Annotated in this window: 21 protein-coding genes; 8 read left to right on the top strand and 13 right to left on the bottom strand. The window is 60.3% G+C overall.

Annotated features, from left to right (window positions below):
• Window positions 1–54: 54 nt before the first annotated feature.
• A complete protein-coding gene (locus tag X738_RS59510) occupies window positions 55–1,506 on the bottom strand; it encodes a lipopolysaccharide biosynthesis protein (protein WP_023799572.1) in 1,452 nt (483 codons plus the stop codon).
• A gap of 210 nt (window positions 1,507–1,716) precedes the next feature.
• Window positions 1,717–3,159: a DUF4214 domain-containing protein gene (locus X738_RS59500; RefSeq protein ID WP_441295547.1), complete on the bottom strand. Its 1,443-nt coding sequence runs from the start codon at window positions 3,157–3,159 to the stop codon at window positions 1,717–1,719.
• A gap of 410 nt (window positions 3,160–3,569) precedes the next feature.
• On the opposite strand from X738_RS59500, the gene X738_RS59495 reads away from it, so the two are divergent.
• Both X738_RS59495 and X738_RS59490 read left to right on the top strand, forming a co-directional pair.
• Complete coding sequence (locus X738_RS59495; RefSeq protein WP_084833738.1) at window positions 3,570–4,736, top strand: glycosyltransferase family 4 protein; 1,167 nt, start codon at window positions 3,570–3,572, stop codon at window positions 4,734–4,736.
• A gap of 93 nt (window positions 4,737–4,829) precedes the next feature.
• Window positions 4,830–5,285, top strand: coding sequence for an NUDIX domain-containing protein (locus tag X738_RS59490; protein WP_023799568.1), 456 nt, complete (start codon window positions 4,830–4,832; stop codon window positions 5,283–5,285).
• Window positions 5,286–5,343: 58 nt separating this feature from the next.
• On the opposite strand, the gene phnF is transcribed toward X738_RS59490, so the two are convergent.
• Both phnF and X738_RS59480 read right to left on the bottom strand, forming a co-directional pair.
• Complete coding sequence (gene phnF / locus X738_RS59485; RefSeq protein ID WP_023799567.1) at window positions 5,344–6,129, bottom strand: phosphonate metabolism transcriptional regulator PhnF; 786 nt, start codon at window positions 6,127–6,129, stop codon at window positions 5,344–5,346.
• Window positions 6,126–7,307, bottom strand: coding sequence for an alpha-D-ribose 1-methylphosphonate 5-triphosphate diphosphatase (locus X738_RS59480; protein ID WP_023799566.1), 1,182 nt, complete (start codon window positions 7,305–7,307; stop codon window positions 6,126–6,128). Before X738_RS59480 ends, phnF begins: the two co-directional genes overlap by 4 nt.
• Window positions 7,308–7,427: 120 nt before the next feature.
• Between X738_RS59480 and X738_RS59475 the strand changes: the two genes are divergently transcribed.
• From X738_RS59475 to phnE, 3 genes are all read left to right on the top strand, one after another.
• Complete coding sequence (locus X738_RS59475; RefSeq protein WP_023799565.1) at window positions 7,428–8,285, top strand: PhnD/SsuA/transferrin family substrate-binding protein; 858 nt, start codon at window positions 7,428–7,430, stop codon at window positions 8,283–8,285.
• Window positions 8,286–8,364: 79 nt separating this feature from the next.
• Window positions 8,365–9,114 carry a phosphonate ABC transporter ATP-binding protein gene (locus X738_RS59470; RefSeq protein ID WP_023799564.1) on the top strand — a complete coding sequence of 250 codons (750 nt, stop codon included), beginning with the start codon at window positions 8,365–8,367 and terminating at the stop codon, window positions 9,112–9,114.
• Window positions 9,107–9,901: a phosphonate ABC transporter, permease protein PhnE gene (gene phnE, locus X738_RS59465; RefSeq protein WP_023799563.1), complete on the top strand. Its 795-nt coding sequence runs from the start codon at window positions 9,107–9,109 to the stop codon at window positions 9,899–9,901. The genes X738_RS59470 and phnE overlap by 8 nt, the downstream gene beginning before the upstream one ends.
• A 69-nt stretch (window positions 9,902–9,970) precedes the next feature.
• Here the strand turns inward: phnE and X738_RS59460 are convergent, their stop codons facing one another.
• Entirely contained in the window at window positions 9,971–11,080 is a 1,110-nt protein-coding gene (locus X738_RS59460; RefSeq protein WP_023799562.1) for a calcium:proton antiporter, read from the bottom strand.
• 399 nt (window positions 11,081–11,479) lie between these two features.
• Between X738_RS59460 and X738_RS59455 the strand changes: the two genes are divergently transcribed.
• A complete protein-coding gene (locus tag X738_RS59455) occupies window positions 11,480–12,136 on the top strand; it encodes a TerC family protein (protein ID WP_023799561.1) in 657 nt (218 codons plus the stop codon).
• Window positions 12,137–12,247: 111 nt separating this feature from the next.
• Here X738_RS59455 and X738_RS59450 read toward each other — a convergent pair whose 3' ends face one another.
• Window positions 12,248–13,378, bottom strand: coding sequence for a site-2 protease family protein (locus X738_RS59450; protein WP_023799560.1), 1,131 nt, complete (start codon window positions 13,376–13,378; stop codon window positions 12,248–12,250).
• A gap of 429 nt (window positions 13,379–13,807) precedes the next feature.
• On the bottom strand, window positions 13,808–14,245 hold the full coding sequence (locus X738_RS59445; protein WP_023799559.1) for a CBS domain-containing protein: 438 nt from the start codon (window positions 14,243–14,245) through the stop codon (window positions 13,808–13,810).
• 221 nt (window positions 14,246–14,466) lie between these two features.
• Here X738_RS59445 and X738_RS59440 point away from each other — a divergent pair, with 221 nt between their 5' ends.
• Window positions 14,467–14,877 carry a DUF427 domain-containing protein gene (locus X738_RS59440; RefSeq protein ID WP_023799558.1) on the top strand — a complete coding sequence of 137 codons (411 nt, stop codon included), beginning with the start codon at window positions 14,467–14,469 and terminating at the stop codon, window positions 14,875–14,877.
• Between the two features lie 59 nt (window positions 14,878–14,936).
• Here the strand turns inward: X738_RS59440 and X738_RS59435 are convergent, their stop codons facing one another.
• Together X738_RS59435 and X738_RS59430 are read right to left on the bottom strand one after the other, a co-directional pair.
• Window positions 14,937–15,350 carry an HD domain-containing protein gene (locus X738_RS59435; RefSeq protein ID WP_023799557.1) on the bottom strand — a complete coding sequence of 138 codons (414 nt, stop codon included), beginning with the start codon at window positions 15,348–15,350 and terminating at the stop codon, window positions 14,937–14,939.
• Between the two features lie 149 nt (window positions 15,351–15,499).
• On the bottom strand, window positions 15,500–15,754 hold the full coding sequence (locus tag X738_RS59430; RefSeq protein ID WP_023799556.1) for a hypothetical protein: 255 nt from the start codon (window positions 15,752–15,754) through the stop codon (window positions 15,500–15,502).
• A gap of 251 nt (window positions 15,755–16,005) precedes the next feature.
• On the opposite strand from X738_RS59430, the gene X738_RS59425 reads away from it, so the two are divergent.
• Entirely contained in the window at window positions 16,006–16,347 is a 342-nt protein-coding gene (locus tag X738_RS59425) for a hypothetical protein (protein ID WP_023799555.1), read from the top strand.
• A 62-nt stretch (window positions 16,348–16,409) separates the two neighbouring features.
• Here the strand turns inward: X738_RS59425 and X738_RS59420 are convergent, their stop codons facing one another.
• The 4 genes from X738_RS59420 to X738_RS82685 all read right to left on the bottom strand — a co-directional run bounded on the left by X738_RS59420 (window position 16,410) and on the right by X738_RS82685 (window position 18,912).
• Window positions 16,410–17,816 (bottom strand): PAS domain S-box protein, encoded by a 1,407-nt coding sequence (locus X738_RS59420; RefSeq protein ID WP_023799554.1) that lies wholly within the window; start codon window positions 17,814–17,816, stop codon window positions 16,410–16,412.
• Window positions 17,817–17,971: 155 nt separating this feature from the next.
• Complete coding sequence (locus X738_RS81990; RefSeq protein WP_023799553.1) at window positions 17,972–18,136, bottom strand: DUF3309 family protein; 165 nt, start codon at window positions 18,134–18,136, stop codon at window positions 17,972–17,974.
• A 363-nt stretch (window positions 18,137–18,499) separates the two neighbouring features.
• A complete protein-coding gene (locus X738_RS59415; RefSeq protein WP_023799552.1) occupies window positions 18,500–18,721 on the bottom strand; it encodes a hypothetical protein in 222 nt (73 codons plus the stop codon).
• 8 nt (window positions 18,722–18,729) lie between these two features.
• The gene (locus tag X738_RS82685) at window positions 18,730–18,912 is read right to left on the bottom strand and encodes a hypothetical protein (protein WP_084646754.1); all 183 of its coding nucleotides are present in this window, start codon (window positions 18,910–18,912) and stop codon (window positions 18,730–18,732) included.
• Window positions 18,913–19,069 lie beyond the last annotated feature (157 nt).

Genomic DNA, 19,069 nt, shown 5'->3' with positions numbered 1-19,069 from the left:
AGGACCATGTCGAAATGCTGCGAGACGAAAGCGACTTTCATGAGCTTGGTACCTCTATGCGGGCCGGCGCACCCTGAGAAGCATGTCGCGTGCGTTGAGAAGGTCGGGACGCACAAGCACAATGACTGCGGCGACATACACGGCGGCGCCGACGATGATCCCGCCTGCGATGAGGAGGCCTTGGGAGGTCGAGGCCGGTGCCGCAACGAGCCAAGCGGTGACAACGGCGAACATGAGCAGGCCCGCCACCGCCAGCCGCGGGAATATTCTGAGCGGCTTCAGTACGTCGATATGGGCGAGGTGGTGAACGAGGAAGAGAAAGACCGGCAGGAGCAGGACGTTGCAGGCCAGAAGAGCTGCCATCGTTGTCTCGAGGTCGACCTGCACGGCAGCGGTGAGGAGGATCACGGCTAGGACGGTTTCGGATATGTTTAGCTTGACGATCAGGCCGGAATGACCGAGCGCGAGGATGGTGAGTGCACAGATGCTGTCGATCGTGCGTTGCAGGCCAAGGAGCATCAGGATTTGAACGGCGACGACACCGCTCACCCATTGCGGGCCGAAGATGAAAGGTACCGCGACGGGAGCGATCGCGGCAAACCCCAGAAATGCCGGGAAGCCGGCAATCGCTGCCACGCGTATGCTTGAGTTGAAGAAAGCATCGATCTTCGCCGGCTCGCTCTGCACTCGGGCGACTGCTGGTATGGTCACCGCCGTAAGCGGACCCAGAAATGCCTCACTCAGAAGATCCAGCGGTCGGCGGGCGAGAGCGTACACGCCTACCGCGTAGGGTCCGAGGAAGGTGCCGAGTATGACCTTTGGTATTTCGTCATTCACGAAATTCCAAAGGGAATGGCCGATGAGAGGACCAGCGAAGCCGAACAGTTCGCGGCAGCGTGCGTGGGAATATCTGAGATGCGGCCGCCACGCGCTTCCGAGTAGAATAACGGCGGTTTCCACAGCCGCCTTGGCGACCTGCATCCACACCAGGCTCCACATGCCGTGGCCGGCGATTGCCGTGCCGATTCCGATCGTTCCGCCGACGACTGTTCCGGCGAGCGTTCGCAGAGCGAACAGTCGAAAATGAAGCTGGCGCTTGAGGATCGCCGCTGGCACCGCCGCAAGGGCCTGGAGCACGATGACGACGCTGGTCCAGCGGACAAGATCCTCCAGAACGGGTTGGCTGAATGCCGCGGCGATTGCGCCGGCAAAAGTCCAGACGAGCCCACTGAACGCCGAGCCGGTGACGGCAAGGAGCCAAAAGGCTGAGTCGAAATGAATGCACTCGACATCCGGACGCTGGATGAGTGCTTCGGGGATTCCGCGCGTCACCGGAACGGCGACAATGGTCGGCATCACCATGGCGAGTGCCGCCAAACCAAATGCCTCCGGGTCGAGATTGCGGGCGAGAACGACGAAGACGACAAACATCGCCAACTGGCGGCCCCAGGTCTCGATTGCGACCCAAGCTGCCCCTTGGATAATCTCTCTGCCGGTCGCCTCCATTATCGCTCTCTTACGCCGTCGACGGGCAAACGGAATATGCGCCCAGTGACCAGCGCTGCGAGCCCGAATGCCTTGGGCCCAATACCTGGCGGTGGCGAGCCAGCACCACAAACACGCCGAACATGGCGATCTGCCGGACCCAAGTCTCGACAGCGGCGCAAACGGCGCCAGTCACGACCTGTCGGCCAAAAACGTTCATTGTCCCCCCTGCTAAGGCTCGTTGGCAAACAGAACCGTGTGTCTGGAGCGAAACTCATACGAATGGATCAATTCCGCCACGATCTGTTCTCCACTCGCCTTGTCGCTGTCCAGTTTCGACACGTAAGCAGAAAGTCCCTGGCCGTCTGGCTCCCGTCCCAGCAATGTCCGATAGAGAAGGGCCACGTATTGCGCGTTTCCAAGCCCAACCGGCTGATTGTCAGTCCTGAATTCGACCGAAAGCAACATCTTCGTCAGTAATGGAACGATCGATGGATCCTTCTTCATCGCGATGACCTCGCGCCACTGTTCGGTCGGAGACGGCATGCGACGCAGGACCAGGCAGTAAGCATATGCAATCTGGTTGGCGTGGTTGAAGACAGACTTGTCGAACGCATCAAGCGAACAGGGGTGAAATGCCCCGATGCCGGGAACGCGGGGCACCGACATCTGGTCAGCAGGCGGCAAGCTCTCCGTCGTGGCCATTGACGAGCTCGAGCCTGCATTGCCGTTCGCAATGGTCTTCTTTACGGCATCGTATGCCGGCTTTCGCCCGCTCGGCGCCCATAGCCCTTCGCCGCGCTTCTTCAGGCGCACGAGGCCCATAAAGGCCTCGTAGCTTGGCGCCCAGTACGGCTCGTCGAGCAGTTCGTAGATATGGGCAGCTTCCAATCCATATCGAGATTGATATCGGCGCAATAGCGTCATCGTCTGGACCAGACCGTCCGCCTGCTGCTTTTCCCCTCGTTGGCTGCCCCCGGCGTAGTTGAATTCGGTTAGCCAGATTGGACGACCGAGAGTGGCCAGGAACTTGAACGCTTCCTCGGGATCGCCCTCGTAAAGATGCCAGACCGATATATCCCATCTGATGCCGTCCTGCAGCATGCGGGTGAACGCTGCGCGGTGACCCCAGCCGGCCGTTCCCATTGCTTTTCGTATGGTCGGATCCACTGCGATGGTTGCATCCGACAGGCCGCGCAGCACTGCGCTTGCCTTTGCCCAGCGCGGACTGAAATAGTCGGACGTCTCGGTGCCGCCGGCAGGGCCCCAGGAGCAGTTGTATTGGATTCCGTTGTCCTGCATCTCGCAGGGCATCAGGATGGCGTAGTTCTCCATCTCGTTGCCAAGCTCCCAAACGCGGATGTCGTCCTTGAAGCGGGATACCAGTGTCGACGCGAGATCGTAGGCTTGCGCATAGAGGTCATCGACGGTCCCATTGTCGAGGTCCAGGTCGGGCGTGATTACCGGCAGGATCTGGACTCCGCGCTGCTTGCCCGCCTTGACCAGTTCGGCAAGTTTGTTGGCGCTGTCGGCGCTGGAAATGTTGACCCGATACGACTTCATGCCGAGGTCGCTGACATAGTCGAGTTGCTGTTCGATCGATATCCCGGGATAGGCGTTGAAGGGATGGCCGTTGACCCCCCAGAGCAGATCCGCTGCGCCCGAAGCTGTCATGCCAAGCAGGCATGCCAGGGCTGTCCAAAGACGTCTGGTCGCGGCGACGGCCCGTCCAACGGAGCCTGGTTGCAATGGATTGGTCGGGCGCTGCATCAGCGCGAACTTGCCTGTTTTGCGCCGGACATCATGCGGCATCACTCCACTCGCTCAACTCGCCTGACATCCATCCGAGCACGACGATTGAGATCTGCCGCGCTGCCCAACGCAGTCTATCAAAACCGCGCCACGCAGAACCTCACACATTTGGCGTAAACGCCGATGATTGGCCTCGCCATTCGGATGAGAGCTGCCGGGAAGCCTTTTCGGGCAAACGACCGGGTACGTCCCAAAGGCCAGGATGACCCTGCTGTCCTGGTCGTCCAAAGTCGTGCAACTGAGGCATGGCGCTGGTGACCAAAAACCCTGTGATGGCACGACATTGGACAATCAACGGCCGTTTTCTCGCGCAACCGACCACCGGAGTTCAGCGGTACGCACGCGAGATCGTTTCGGCGCTGGACGCCTTGATCGTGGGTCAGGCTGCCTTGACACGGGATCTCACGGTCGAGTTGCTGGTCCCGCCGGGGGCGCTTGACAAATTGCCCCTGGCAGCGATCCGTGTCCGGACTGTCGGCAGCTTTGGCGGGCATTTATGGGAACAGGCTGTGCTTCCGGCCTGTCTTCGCGGCGGGCTGCTTAGCCTCTGCAATACGGGCCCTTTGACGGTTCGTCGACAAGTGCTGTGCATTCACGACGTCAATACACGGGCATGCCCGCAGAGCTATTCATTTCCATTTCGGCTTCTCTACCGCACCTTGGTTCCTGCCTTGGGCCGGGCCGCGCATAAGATTACGACGGTATCGAAATACTCTGCGGGTGAACTGGCGCGCAATGGCGTGTGCCCGGCGGCAAAGGTCGAAATTGTAGGCAATGGGCATGAGCATGCGTTGCGATGGGCTCCTTGCCACTCGGAACAAACACTGGCAGTGGCCGGCCCTGGTACGATCGTCGTGCTTGGCAGTTCTATCCCGCACAAAAATGTCGGCTTGATCATCGGCATGCACGAGCGTCTTGCCGCGGCGGGGCTGCAGATTGTTGTTGTCGGCGCTTCAACGTCCCGCGTTTTCGCCAGCAGCGGCGACCAGAAATCGCCGAACGTCATTTGGCTGGGAAGAAGGTCGGACGCAGAACTCGGCGCGCTTCTGCGCGATTGCCTATGCCTCGCGTTCCCCTCCTTGGTCGAGGGTTTCGGGCTGCCGCCCCTCGAAGCTATGGCACTGGGATGTCCGGTGGTCATGTCGGACCGTGCCAGCCTCCCCGAAATCGGCGGCGATGCGGTCTTGTACGCATCACCTTGCGACGAGAATGCGTGGTTCGATTGTTTTATGCGCCTGGTCCACGAAGAAGGCCTCAGAACCAAATTGATCGCACGCGGTCGCGCCAGGGCGGCGCGATTTCAGTGGGCCGCGTCAGCTCAGCGCTATCTGGAGCTGATGGCCAGCGTGGATGGATTTCCAGAAGTGCCGCCACCACCGCCTGGGGTAGTCGAATGCAATCCGAATGAGCGACTTGCGGCGGCGGCTAGTATCAATTGAGGTATCTCGAGTCTAACGGCATCTGCCATTCAGGCGCATCATTCCCGTTCAGCCTGCCTGCGATGACAGGCTGGATTCCGGAGGCATGAGGCGATGGCGAAAAGAAGTGCGGGCATCCTGCCTTACCGCAGATCGACCAACGAACTGCAGGTGCTGCTTGTCCATCCGGGCGGGCCGTTCTGGCAAAGCCGCGATCTCGGCGCATGGTCGATCGCAAAGGGCGAGTATGGTGATGACGAACAGCCGGAAGCCGCGGCGCGTCGCGAATTTGAGGAGGAAACCGGCTGGGAGCTCTCGGGAGCACTGCTTCCGCTAGGGGAACTGCGCCAGCCCGGCGGCAAGCTTGTTACGGCCTTCGGCGCCGAAGGCGATTTCGATGCCGGCACCTTGCGCAGCAACATGTTCGAGATGCGATGGCCGCCGCGCAGCGGCCGCATGCAGACTTTTCCTGAGATCGATCGCGCAGGGTGGTTCGGCCTCGAAATGGCCCGGGAAAAGTTGCTTGTCGGCCAGCGGCCTTTTCTCGACCGGCTTGTGGTGTCTGTCTAAGGGTCGACCCAATTGCCCGACTGACGTCCTCAACTGGTCGTGTTGACATGCGCCATAATCAGAAGACGAATTCGACGGATGTCAGCGGCCAGCAGCCGCGGGTCCATTCGATTGGTACGCCGCTGCGGTCCTCGTTGACAGCATTGATGCGGAATACTGGCGTTCCGGGCGTCAGCCGCAGGATTTCCGCTTCATCGGGGGATGCAAAGCCGCCACTGATGCGCGTCTCGGCCCGCCGGTAGTTGTCGATGCCATGCGCGCGGAAAACATCGGTCACCGACTGACGCACATCGTATCTCTGCTCGAAGTCGGGGAAGAGATGCGCCGGAAAGAACTTGGTATTGACGTAAACTGGCTGCTTGTCCGACGTTCTGATCCGGCACAGCCGGATAATGGTGGTGTCAGGTGCGAGACGCAACCGTTCCACCACGGCCGCTTCGGCCGGTTCCCGGACGATCAGCAGCGTATTGGTGCCGATTTCCTGGCCGTGGGCTTCGAAATTGTCGAGAAAGCGCTGTCCGTCGCGAACAGTGAATGTCGAGGGCAGGTTTCGCACGAAGATACCGACGCCCTTGCGGGCGGTGAGGTGGCCCTCATGCTGTAACTGCTGCAGCGCCCGGCGAAGCGTAATGCGGGTGACCGCGAATTTCTCTGCCAGATGCGTTTCTCCGGGAAGCTGGCTGCCCGGCGCAAGACTGCCGCTCTCGATCAGATCGAAGATGTGATCGTAGATCTGCTGCCAGATCGGCGTATCGTTGCGTGGCCGAAAGACCAGCCCGTCAAAGGCCAGAAGGCGATTGCCATTGCGCTCGTGTGGTATTGAAATTTTCGTGTCCAAGTTCATGAAACCTTATCCACCGGCGACCGCTGTGCAGACCATCGGTCTGTGCGGGACAGCCCGGAGCTATAGACAATTTGTCCATGGACCATGGTGGCCACCACACGCGGATGCTCTGGATCGCCAGCATCGACCAGGATCAGATCCGCCCGGCGGCCGGCAACAAGCGAGCCGCGATCGTCGAGGCCGGCCACCCGGGCCGGGTTTGCCGAAACCAGATTCCAGATCGAGGGGAAGTCGCCGGCGTCTGGCGAAGACAGTCTGAAGGCCGCATGCAGAGGCGAAGGGTAGTGGTAATCGCTGGTCAGCACCGTGCAAAGTCCGGCTCTGACGGCCTCGGTGGCATTTAGCGCTCCATTATGGCTGCCGCCGCGCACGACGTTGGGCGCGCCGAGGATCACGTCCTCGCCCATTTGCCGCGCGGCCTTGGCTGTTTCGAGCGTTAGCGGAAATTCCGAGGCCTTTGCGCCGAGGGCGCGAAAATACATGCGTTCCTCGGGAGACGCTTCGTCATGGGCAAGAAGCACATTGCCATTGGCCCGCGCAGTTGCGGCCAGCTTCCCGATCGCGATCTCAACCTCGGCGCGGCGGGACCAAATCTGGCCGAGCAACGTCATGTATTGCTCGCGGCTCAAGCCAGACCGCTCCGCCATCTGACCGATCTTGCGGGCAATCGTGCCGTTCAGCACCGACCCCGTCGTGTGATCGTTGACGGCGATGATCGGCCGTGGCCAAAGCGAGAGCCATCGTACGACCTGCGCCATCTGATCAAGCGCGAAGGTCTCCCAGCGCAGATGCAGACGCGTATCGCAGCCAAGGCTATCGCGGAGATCGCAGACCGCGCCGATCAGCTGTTTGGCAGCGTCGAGCGACCGAAGTCCAGGCTCCCACGACACCGTGACGCCGTGAAAGGCCGTGGTTACGCCATTGGCGACAAGCTGGCGGTCCGTATCTTTCAGCGCCAGCGCGGTGTCGAAGCGGACACCGGGCCGCGGCATGATCTGGCGCTCGAAGCCGTCGCCGTGAATATCGACGATCCCCGGAAGCACGAGCAGACCATCGGCATCGATTCTGGAGGCATGGGCCGCTCGCAGCTCTGACAGGGCGCCGCCGGTGACGCTCAGGTCCGCGGTTTCAAGTCCCCGTTCGGTTAGGATGCGACCACCCTGGATGTGCCAGTTCACTGTATCCCTCAAAAAAGCAAAGGCTGCCGGTGGCGCCGGCGAAATGTCACGAGCACGTCATCTGCTGCGTATACGGATTAGCGGGTAACAGTTTCCTGTCTATACAGCAAAGGAAAAACGATGATCCGCAGCATCGCAACCGCACTCGCCCTGACGCTTGCCTCCGCCGTTCCAGTGTTTGCGGAGCCAGTGAAATTCGCGGTAACCGACATGGAGGGACTGGAGGCTCTTCAGCAGGAATTCGGTGCTTTCCAGACCGCTCTTGAGGAGGCGACCGGCCTGGATGTCGAGCTGTTTCCGGTCAGTTCGCGGACCACCGCCGTCGAGGCGATGAATTCCGGGCAGGTCGATCTTGTCCTGACCGGTCCTGCAGAATACGTCGTCATGAAGGAATTAAGCCAGCCGAAGATTGTTGTCGCCTGGCAGCGCCCCGACTATTTCGCTCAGATCGCCGTGCTGGCGAATGGACCGATCCGCTCGGTCGAAGACTTGAAGGGCAAGAAGGTCGCATTCGGCTCGGTCGGCTCGACCTCCCAGCACCTCGGCCCCGCGCAGGCGCTGGCCGATTTCAACCTGAAATATGCCACCGATTACGAACCAGTAATCATATCGCGCAACATCGCGGCTGAGGCTCTCATCCGCGGCGACATCGCCGCTATCGGCTTGAATTTCGGCTATCTCAACTCGGTCCGGGAAGCATTCCCCGACGTTGCCTTCTCGGTCATCGCACGGGGCCGCGATCTGCCGAACGACATTCTTGTCGCCCGCAAGGACATTTCAGATGACGTGTTCGTCAAGATCCGCGATGCCTTTGCGAAGAATGGCAATGAGCTGATGAAAGCGATCCTGACCGGCGAGGACAACCAGAAATTCAAGGGCGGTTTCTTCCTGACTGATGTCAGGGACTCGGACTACGACTATGTCCGCTCGATGTACCGCACGATCGGAATCGAGACCCTCACCGACTTCGTAAACTGAGGCTCGCTCCTTTTCAGCGACAACGCCGGCGGCTAACCGCCGGCCTGTTTCGCAGTTCGGTCTGGGCCAAGAGGTCACTATGACAGCCATCATTCGGGCGCACGATCTTGCGAAGAGCTATGCGAACGGAAAGGTCATTTTCTCCAGTATCGGCCTCACCATAGCATCGCGCGAACGGGTTGCCCTGATTGGCTCGAACGGTGCTGGAAAATCCACCCTGCTCAAATGCCTCATTGGTCTTCTACCGTCGAGCGGTGGCGAGGTCGTCACCCTCGGCGAGAGCTTCCGCTCGGCGCCGTCCGTCGCCCAGCTGCGGCGCATACGCAGGCAGATCGGATTTGTCTTCCAGCACCACGGACTGGTCAGCCGACAATCGGTTCTTACAAACGTTTTGCAGGGCAAGCTCGGGCTGCCCGGCGGCTGGCGCGGCTGGCACCATTCCATCGCAAAGCAACACTGGCGCGAGGAAGCAATGCAGGCCCTCGCCGAAGTGCGGCTTCTCGGCAAGGCGGGCGCCCGCGCCGACGCGCTTTCTGGAGGGCAGGCGCAGCGGGTGGCGATTGCCCGTGCGTTGATCCGGCGTCCGAAGCTTTTGATAGCAGACGAACCGGCGGCAAGTCTCGACCCGGCGGCTGGACATGATGTGATGCGCGTCTTCTCCGAGCTGACCCAGGAACAGGCGATCACTTTGGTCTACACCACGCACGACATGGAGCATGCTCTCGACTACTCCGACCGCTTGATAGCGCTCAAGGCGGGCAAGGTCTTCTTCGACCGACCGACGGCGCAGGTGACCCGCGCTGATCTGAAAGACGTCTTCGATGCATGACCGCCTTTCGCTGAGCCGGATTCCATCGATCTCGCCAGTCACTTTCAGCTTTGCCGTCGCTTTGGCCGCTCTCGTGATCGTTTCCGCCGGGCAGGTCGCACCTTCGCCGGAACAACTGGCAGGCGGGGTGCCCCGAATGGTCCGTCTCGTCGGCCGCATGATACCCCCAAATGTCGAGCCAGGGTTCCTCCTGAGGGTTTTCTGGCGCATGGTCGAAACATTTCAGATAGCGCTCGTGGGGACAGCAATAGGTGTCGTCCTCAGCTTGCCGTTTGCCTGGCTCTCGGCCAAGGACATAACCCCGATCGGCCCGTTCCGGCATATCCCCAGGATGCTGGTCTCGTTGTTCAGGACTGTTCCAGATTTGGTCTGGGCACTACTTTTCGTGTCAGCCGTTGGTCTCGGGGCGGTTGCCGGCACCATGACCATCGTCGTCGATACGATCGGCTTTTGCGGACGCTTCTTCGCCGAGGCGATGGAGGATGCCGACGAAAGACCTCAGGAAGCGCTGTTTGCAATCGGCGCCGGACGATTCTCTGTTCTGTGCGGGGCAGTACTGCCTGACGCCATGCCGTCCCTGATAAACACCACGCTCTTCGCGCTTGAAAAGGCAGTGCGCTCGTCCGTTGTTCTCGGCCTCGTTGGAGCCGGTGGCATCGGACAGGAGCTGAAGGTCGCGTTCGATCTTTTCCAATACAGGAATGCCTCGACCATCATTCTCGTGATCTTCGCCATCGTGGTGTTGATGGAGTTCGTGACGGATCGCTTGCGCTCGAAGGTCCAGTAGTTGCAGGCTAGGCATGTGCGCCGCAAATCGACAGGACGCAGCGATGGCCGAAGACGGGGGGTCGATCACCTACGGCACGAAGATAAGGAACAGATAGGCGACAAATACGACGAGATGAACGAGCCCCGTCAGCATCGTTGTTCGGCCCGTCCCAAAGCTCACGATGCTGATGGCAAGCGCGAGGATGAGAAGCACGGTATCCCCCGGACCCAGACCAAGAGTCAGGCTTCGTCCGGTGAGCAGGCTCGCCGCACCGATCGCCGGGATTGTCAGGCCGATTGTGGCGCAGGCCGAGCCGAGGGCGACATTCAGCCCTCGCTGAAGCTCGTTATTGAGCGCTGCCCGAACCGCCGATAGCGCCTCCGGCATAAGCACAAGCGCAGCGACGAAGAAGCCCACGATGGCGTCCGCCTGGGTAACTTGAAGAAACTTGAGCCCATTCTCGATGCTGCCGGCCACCTGCTCGGTCAGAAGAACGATCCCTGCCAGTCCGACAAATAAGAGGAGCACATTGGTGGTCACTTTCTCGCCCTCAGATACATGCTTGTCATGTTCCGCGCTGGACGTCAGGTCTTCGATAAAATCGCCCCGATGGCGCACCATCTGGGCAAAGACGAAGGCACCATAGAGGAGGATTGAAAGAACGCTCACGAAAGCGAGCTGCGAGGCGGAGAACGTACCGGGGCTTGTTGCAAGCGTGTAGTTTGGAAGGATCAGCGTAAGAACTGTCAGCGCCATAATGACGGCAAGCGAGGCGTTGGTGCCCTGTCGTTTGATGTCCTGATATCGATGCTTCAGCCCACCCAGGGTGAGGCAGACCCCGACGACGCCAGCGCAAACGATCATGACCGTCGAAAACACAGATTCGCGTGCCAGCGTCGGATTGTTCTCGCCGTGCAGCATCATCGAAACGATGACCGATGCTTCGATGGCCGTCACCGAAAATGTCAACAGCAGCGTGCCATATGGTTCACCGAGCCGCAGTGCGACGGCTTCTGCATGATGCAAAACCACAAACACTGTCGCGAAGATGAAGATAGCGACGACGATCAACGCCAGGATTTTGATCGAGAGCGGCGAATGCTCGATCGACGCTGCGCCGAAATGAATGAGTGCGGCCAGGCCCAAGGAGCCGATTGGGAACAGATATTGGCCGATCGGTCGCCGATGAGCAGCCAAGACGGAATTCCCTTCATCGCCATCGACGGTCGCAGATCGGGTGTTGGAGAAAGTTGACCGAAGCCCACTGTATCAACCTTACTTGCGGCTGCCGGCCCGTTCAATGGTCGCGTGGCCGATCGACCTGGCTTAACCAGCTTGCCGAGCTCGATGCCGCATATACGGATCACAATTAAGCCTTGAGTTTTTGCGCTTGGGGCAATAGCTAGGTGCTACCAGGCCGGGCCCCTCTGGCAGTCCATCAGGACTGCGATGTCGGACTGGAATTCCAATCCGGGTGGCCTGGCTTTGAGTTTTCTTCAGCTGTAGCGGCATTTCTCTTGTCATACGCAGTATCCGCGTTGCTCTACGGTTATACTCGCAAGCCGCGTCACCCCTAGCTGAACGCAAGGGTGCCGTATGACAGATTTTTTCAGTCCCGAAGCAATGACCGCTCTCATGCAGGTCATCATGATCGACCTGGTGCTGGCCGGCGACAATGCCATCGTTATCGGCCTTGCCGCGGCCGGACTACCCAAAGAGCAGCGCAGAAACGCAATCGTCGTTGGCATAATCGCAGCGGCCGTTCTGCGCATCGGCTTTGCGGCCGCGACAACCCAGCTCCTGCAGATCGTCGGGCTGCTGTTCGCCGGCGGTCTTTTGCTGTTGTGGGTCTGCTGGAAGATGTGGCGCGAACTCCGGCAAAACCATGCGCAGGAAGCACAGGCGATCGAAGCGCTTTCGGAAAGCGATGTCGACTACGATGGCGTCGTAGCTGGCAAGGCTCCGCGCAAGACCCTGGCCCAGGCAACCTGGCAGATCATCATCGCCGACGTCTCCATGTCACTCGACAATGTTCTGGCGGTAGCCGGTGCTGCGCGCGAACATCCGAACGTGCTGATCTTCGGCCTTGTCCTCTCCGTAGCCCTGATGGGCATCGCTGCAAACCTCATTGCCAATCTGCTTCAGAAGCACCGTTGGATTGCCTATGTCGGCCTGGTGGTCATCCTCTACGTCGCTGGCGACATGATCTATCGCGGTGCGCTTGAACTTCTGCCTCATGTCGGGGGCGCTTGAGACACAGAAAAAAGGGCCGGGACGACCTTCGTTCCGGCCGATTTCTGCTTATCGCTCCGCTACGATTTAGAGCGCACTCACCCGATCCGGCAGTGAAAAGAACCCTTGTGCTCAGATCCGTGTGAATCGCGGCTTGGCCCCACGCAAACGACCAAAACGGAAGGCATCAGACACGGCTGAGCGGATCATGAGCATCTCGCCTATGGTTTCGTGTGTCATGAGCCCGACCAGCCGGTCGGAACTGTCGACGACGGCTACAGCAGGCACATCTGCCTGCTGCATCAGCCGCAGGCTTTCCTCGAGACTTTTGCGGTAATGTATTTTCGGGATATCGTGCCGCATTGCGCTCGCGACCGGTGCGGCGGGTCCCTTTTCCTTCAAGGTTCGGATCATGTCGTTGCGTGTCACCAATCCTTCGAGATGGCCAGCGGAGTCGATGACAGGGAATTCGTGCTGCGTGGTCGCGAGCAGCATCTCGATTGCCTGGTCGAGCGTCGCCAACCGGTCCAGCCGGGCGAACTCGGTGATCATCACATCCGCGACAAGGACGCTTGTGGCTACCTCCCGGATCTGTGCGTTTTGCGCTTCCGCTGCCGCGGCGAGATAGACGAAGATGCCGATGAAGATCAGTAGCGGATTGTAGAACAGCCCAACAAAACCGAAGACGAAGGCCAATCCTTGCCCGATCATGGCTGCGATCTGGGTTGCGCGCGACCACGACAGGCGGGCGGCGAGTGCGGCGCGCAGGATACGGCCGCCATCCATCGGGAAGGCTGGGATCATATTGAAGATGACCAGGAAGACATTGACCCCGGCAAGCCTGGCGAGAAAACTCATACGCGGATCCTCGATCCCGGCCATCTGTTCGACGCCCGCCGACCCGCCGAGCAGGACGAAGATCAGCGCGGCGATCGCGACATTGACCAGCGGCCCCGCGACCGCGATCACGAACTCCTGCCCCGGCTCTTCGGGCATGCGTTCGAGCCTGGCGACGCCGCCGATCGGGAAAAGCGTAATGTCCGGCGTGTTGATGCCGAAATACCGCGCAGCGGCGATGTGGCCGAACTCATGCAGGACCACGCAGGCAAAAACCGCAATGATGAAGGCAACGCCTTGCCAGGCCGCTGGCGTGCCGCCGATCTGATAGTGCGTCAGCCAGATCCAGACGAGCAGAAGCAGGAAGGTAAAGTGAACGCGCACGGTGGTGCCGGCGATCGTCCCGAGGTTCAGCGACCAACCCAAATCCGTCCACTCCGAGAGGCCCGACCTTCGCAAGAGGCCCCACCTTGGCAACAGGGTTTGGCAGGACGCTTGCAATCGTTCGAGAACATCAGGTGCTCAAGCTCATCGTCTGCGACTAAGGGCTGCCCGGCCGCGAGATGCCCGCCTCGGTGTCGCGCGGTCCCGTCGCAAGAACAGCTTATCACGACACGACATCCGGGTGAACGTCTCGGCGCGTGATCTGACGCGTCCGCGCCTGCACGATGATTTCGCCCTGCCGCGCTTTTTTCGGCGATGAAGGACACGGTGCTTCGGATCGTTGTCATGGATGCTCCTGAACCTTTGCCGAAAAACATCGCGAATGCAGAAGGCTCCGGCGGGGCGCCGGCGTTAGCCGACGCACCGCGAAACAAGTGATGTTGACCTTGCGCCGACATGTCGCGGCATTAGTCAGTGAGCAGCCTGCGAATGCTCGCCGCCCGGCTTCGAGATGTCGCTTAAAGCTTCTCCCGCTTCTGCCGCTTCGCCATTCGTGGCGAGGTCGCCAAGCGAGATGATGCCGACGAGCCTCTTGTCGCGGTTCAGAACCGGGAGCCGACGTACCTGCAGGTCGCCCATGTTTTCAAGCACATGCTCGACGTCTTCGTCATCGAAGCAATATTTGACCTCCGGGCTCATGACATCACGCACCTTCGTGTCAGGTCCCTTGCCCAATGCTACGCCGCGGATCGCGATATCTCGATCGGTGATCATCCCGACCAGCCGGTCGTGGTCGCCCACGGGCATCCCTCCGGCGTCAAGCCTGCCCATCATCTCAGCCACTTCGCGGATCGACTGTTCGGGGTTAGCGACCTGTACATTCCTCGTCATGCAGTTGCCGACCTTCATGGCAATCTCCCTTAACTTGCGAAGCCCCGCCGCCGGTTCCGGTGTCAATCTAGGAAACGAACTCTTCGGCGGTAACGTTCCCTTGAATCTGAATGCCCCGCGGGAGGTTTTTCATCTGTCGCCGGCTCCCCCGATGTCGCGGCTCCAACGAGCCTCACGCGGTTGGAACCCTGACGGGCGATACGACGTTCCAGGAGATCGGCAGCCAACGGAGAAGTCGAATGCAGCCCTTAGCCGTAAATTCCACCAGCCGTCCCGGCGCGCTGACGATTACCCCGTTCAATGGAACCGTGACGGTCAGGTTCTCCGACGCGATCATTGCCTCGACAGAGCGGGCAAAAGTGCTCCATGAAGAGGGGCAAGATCCGGTCTTCTATATCCCCTTCGAGGATATCTATTTCGACCTTCTGGAGAAGACCAACACCACAACCCACTCCCCGCTGAAGGGCACGGCCAGTTACTGGCGGGTCCACGCGGTCGGCGGAGCGGCCGACGACTTCATGTGGGCCTACGAGACGCCCGACACGCCGGCATTGGCCATCGCCCGCCATGGCGCCTTCGATCCCAGCAAGGCGCGGATCGATGCCGATCCTGCCGAGGACAAGCGACATACGCCTCACATCCCCGAATAGAGCCTCGCATGAAGGTCGCACATCGGCCGATCACGCCACAGGCGACAATCCTCTCGTCATCAGGAGAATTCTTCGTCGAGGATCCGCAGTCCGTCTTCATATTTCGATGTCGACGCGCCAATCTGCTGTGCTTGCCATAAATTGTCGGCAAGATCGGCGCGCTTGACCGGCAGCGCCAATGGGTTGGCTGCTGCTCTGCGCACGAAAGCGAGGTCGTCCTCGTGCGGCCTGCGTGTCATCGCATCGACTGCCGATACGATGGAGGTTCCGAAACCTGCCGCCTCGAGCCGCTCGCGATCCCAATCGTCGCTTTTCTCAACAACCTCATGGAGGTAGGCAACGGCCTTCTGGTCGAGCGTTTCGACGGCATCAACGACCCGGCGGCAATGCTCGATATAGGGCCGTCCGGTCTTGTCCGTCTGCCCCGCATGAGTTTGTTCGGCGATTTTTGCCGCGCGGTAAAGGAAGCTCACTGCCTCGATCCTTGCTGGCCTGTGTGATGCTGCAACCGGCCTTGTTCCGGTCCACAACATGCCTCACCGAACGCGCGACGATTGCCTGAAGTCCCACAGAATGGGCAAGGCTCCGGCGCCGAAACATCTCCAGCGCCGCGAGGGCAGCCTTACAGCTTGCTGCCGCCCTGGTCGCGGGACGCTCCATCGACAATGCCGGAACTGGGCAGAATTCCAAAATCCTGCGACTTGGCACCTTGTGCGGCTGTCAAAAATCCGTCCGCGTGGAGACCGCGCCGCAGCAACTCCCTCACGGCCGCAGACCGGCTTGGCATGCGCCTTTCGAAGCGCCAGTTTTCCAAAGCAGCCAATTCCTCCGAGGTTAGCATGATCTGCAGTCGTTCGGGTCTTTCCAGCTCGGCCATTTCTGCCCTCCAGCCGCTCAAAGTTAGTATTTGTCTAAGAAGTAGGAAAAGCCTCGTCAGCCGTCAAGACCGGCTCATTGGCCATCGGCGTGAAAGGCTCACAGTTACTGTCAAGCGTCGATCGTGTAGCCTGAGCGGTATGCTAACTTGTTGATTTCGTGTGTTGTTTGATGGATTACGCTTGTCATTCGAGCTGCTATGGCACATGCTGATCTTGAGGGACAAACCGCTCCTGAAAGGAAGGGTTTTCCATGAGAGACGGTTATTCGGCCCATTTGTGTCACGACGTTAACCTGCAAGTTTGGGCAGCCGCCCGGGATAAGGGGATACTCAATGTCACTGCGGTGGCCGAGGCTGTGCGGCTGCGAAACCTCGCAGAAAACGTTGCGCTTGAAGACGTCGAATGCCTGGTGTTGCAAGCCGCCCAGTTCTACGGGGCGGCCATGGAATTCGACAGCCTGACCGTGTTTGAACCAGGTAACGTCGATCGGCACTCGCTTGGCTGCGATGCCCTGCCTGGAAGAGGCGACGTCGATGTTCTGGAGGACAGGGCTGTTTCGCCTTATTTTCGCCCGCCGGACCAAACGCAATAGGTCTGGCCGAACACAGTCGGTCGCGGGGAAGGGCTCAGCTTCACGAGCGCGGCGAAATTCCTTCAATCGGCCGCGATTTCGGCCAGTGATGTCTGGACGAAATGCAGCGGCGCCTCGAGCGTCCAGGTGATGCCTCGGGCGTGGAACTCCAGCCGCCCGCTGCCGCTGAGAGCCTGCGGCGCCACTCGCTCGAGCACGACCAGTCCGAAACCGCGCGCCCTGACAGCGTCCAGGATTGGCCCGTCCAACTCACGCCAGACCAGTCGAAAGGTCTCAGCGCCGTCGCCCGCAGGGACCACGTGCCAATCGATCTCGACGCGTCCGCCGTTGCACGACAGCGCTCCATGTTTTGCCGAATTGGTGGCGAGTTCGTGAAAGGCTATGCCGAGATACTGGACGGCGTTCGGCTGCAGTACCACCAGTGGTCCGGCCATCGACACGCGGGACTGCGCTGCGAAGGCCTTGAGCTGTGCCTGGATGAGCTCGCCGACCGTCGCGCCGCGCCATTCGGCATTGACCAGGAGATCATGGGATTCCGAAAGCGCCATGATGCGCTCTCGAACTTGCCCGAGGAAAGCCTCAGGTGTGCTCGTCAGCTTGCTTGTCTCGCGGATCATCGAGATGATGACCGAATACTGGTTCTTCACCCGATGGTTGACCTCGCGCATGAGCAGTCGGATGCGCCGTTCGTTCTCCTTGTGGGAACTGATGTCGCGCGCGATCTTGGAGGCGCCGACGACCCGCCCGATCCCGTCGCGGATCGGTGAGACGGTGAGCGAGACCGAAACGAGCGTGCCGTCCTTGCGCAGGCGCATCGTCTCATAGGAGGGGACGCGTTCGCCGGCGCGGATGCGGCTGATGATCGAGACTTCCTCGTCGAGACGGTCAGGCGGAATGAGCATCGTCACCGGCCGGCCGATCGCCTCGGCAGGCGTGTAGCCGAACAGGCGTTCTGCAGCATCGTTCCAGCTGGTGATGATGCCATTCATGTCCTTCGAGACGATGGCGTCCATCGACGACTCGACAATGGCGGCAAGACGCATGCGGGCTTCATCGCCCAGCGTCTGCGTGCGCAGGTCGAGCAGCGTGTTGATGGCACCGACTACATTGCCCGCTTCGTCGCGAAGCAGGCGTGGGTGAGCCCTGAATGGGACCAGTTCGCCATCCGGCCGCTCCGCAATCGCCTGGTCCCAGGAGACATCCCGCCCTTCGCGCAGCGCCACGGCCATCGGACACTCGCCATGCGCCATATCCCGACCGTCCAGATGACGAAGCTTCCACGAGCCGCACCATAGGTCCCGACCGATAACAGGACGATGGCCCCAGAGCTCAGCTGCGGCTTCGTTGAAGAAGGTGATGTGTCCCTGCCCGTCGACGGTGTAGATGGCGACCGGCAGTGCCTGCATCAGATCGGCAGTGGGAATGCCCGGAACTCCGAGGCCGACATCGGCTTGTTCAACGAAGTTCACTTATGGCGCCATTCCCGTGGATTTCTGAGCGGCTATAATGCCCTTGAGCGGTTTCGGTTCCGTCCGGACAATCACGTGCGGCCCCCTTTGCCCGCAGTTGGGCAAGGCATCAGGCCGACACAGGATCATCGCCAAATTGTCCGCCTAATCGTGTACTAAATGCGCCCGAGAAGGACCAGGATAATAACGATCAGCAACACGAGACCGAGGCCACCGCCACCATAATAGCCGGTGCCGTAGAACGGTCCACCACCCAAACCGCTGAACCCGCCAAGCAAGATAAGGATCAAAATGATGATGAGTATGGTTCCGAGGCTCATGGTGGTTCTCCCATTCGTGCGCTGCCGCGCCGTACAAGGGCACGTCCATGCGCCTGTTGATGACGGTATGAACTCCCAGAGGGGGCTTCCTGTTCCACCGGAAGTAGCATCGCTGTCGCTCGTCTAGCGGGAAAAGCCGGTAGGCTGACGAGACAGCCCGCCAGCCGGGAGCCCGCGGGCGACAGGCTTTCTCAGCCTCGGACCGCCTGGAGGAACGGCGATCACAGCAAAAATGCCTGACGCAGTCGGAAGTTGCGGCGGTAGGCCAAAGAAGGCCACAGCCACTGGCGGTGCTCACAGTCGACGGCCGGATGATGCTTGGCACCTCCACGCCGCACGCTTCGCAGGGGACGTGAATACAATTCACCTTCCTTTGTTTGCCGGCCGGGTGCCACCGCCCTTCTTTTCGGGGTCATGAGTATGGTGGCTGTCGCGTTCGCCTCCGCCGCCTGAGATCTTGCTGCGGCTGCGCAGATCGGAATCGGCTGGCGGCTTTTCTATCACCAGCGGCTCCTTGGCGTTTTCGTGCGATGCGCCAGGACCGCCATGGCGAATACTGGCGCGGGTCTTCTTCGACGTGGACATGAAATCACCTAACGGTCCTGCTGGTGGCCTTGATGGGTCGTATTGACCTTCGTGTTGCCCTGCTGGCCCTGTTTGTCGGGATTTGGGGCGGAATGGCTGTGCTGCGTTTGGTCGACAGGAACCGACTTGTTATCGCCCGGACCCTTTGGGCTCTGGTTCTCTGCCGGAACGGGTGGTGGTTTTGTGCTCATGACCGTCTCCTTTCACTAGCCAAAACAAGCAGGCCCCCGGGAAGGTTCCTGATCCGAACCGGGCGAGGGGCAAACTCCTGACATTGTCAATTCCGGCCTTGTCGGCGCGTCGCAGCGCAATAATCTTCTGTTAGGGCGTGGGCACTTCCACCTGTTG

The sequence above is a fragment of the Mesorhizobium sp. L48C026A00 genome (assembly GCF_000502375.1).
Taxonomy (GTDB): Bacteria; Pseudomonadota; Alphaproteobacteria; order Rhizobiales; family Rhizobiaceae; genus Mesorhizobium; species Mesorhizobium muleiense.
Note: the sequence above shows the minus strand (reverse complement) of the source record. Positions and strands in the feature narration are given on the sequence as shown.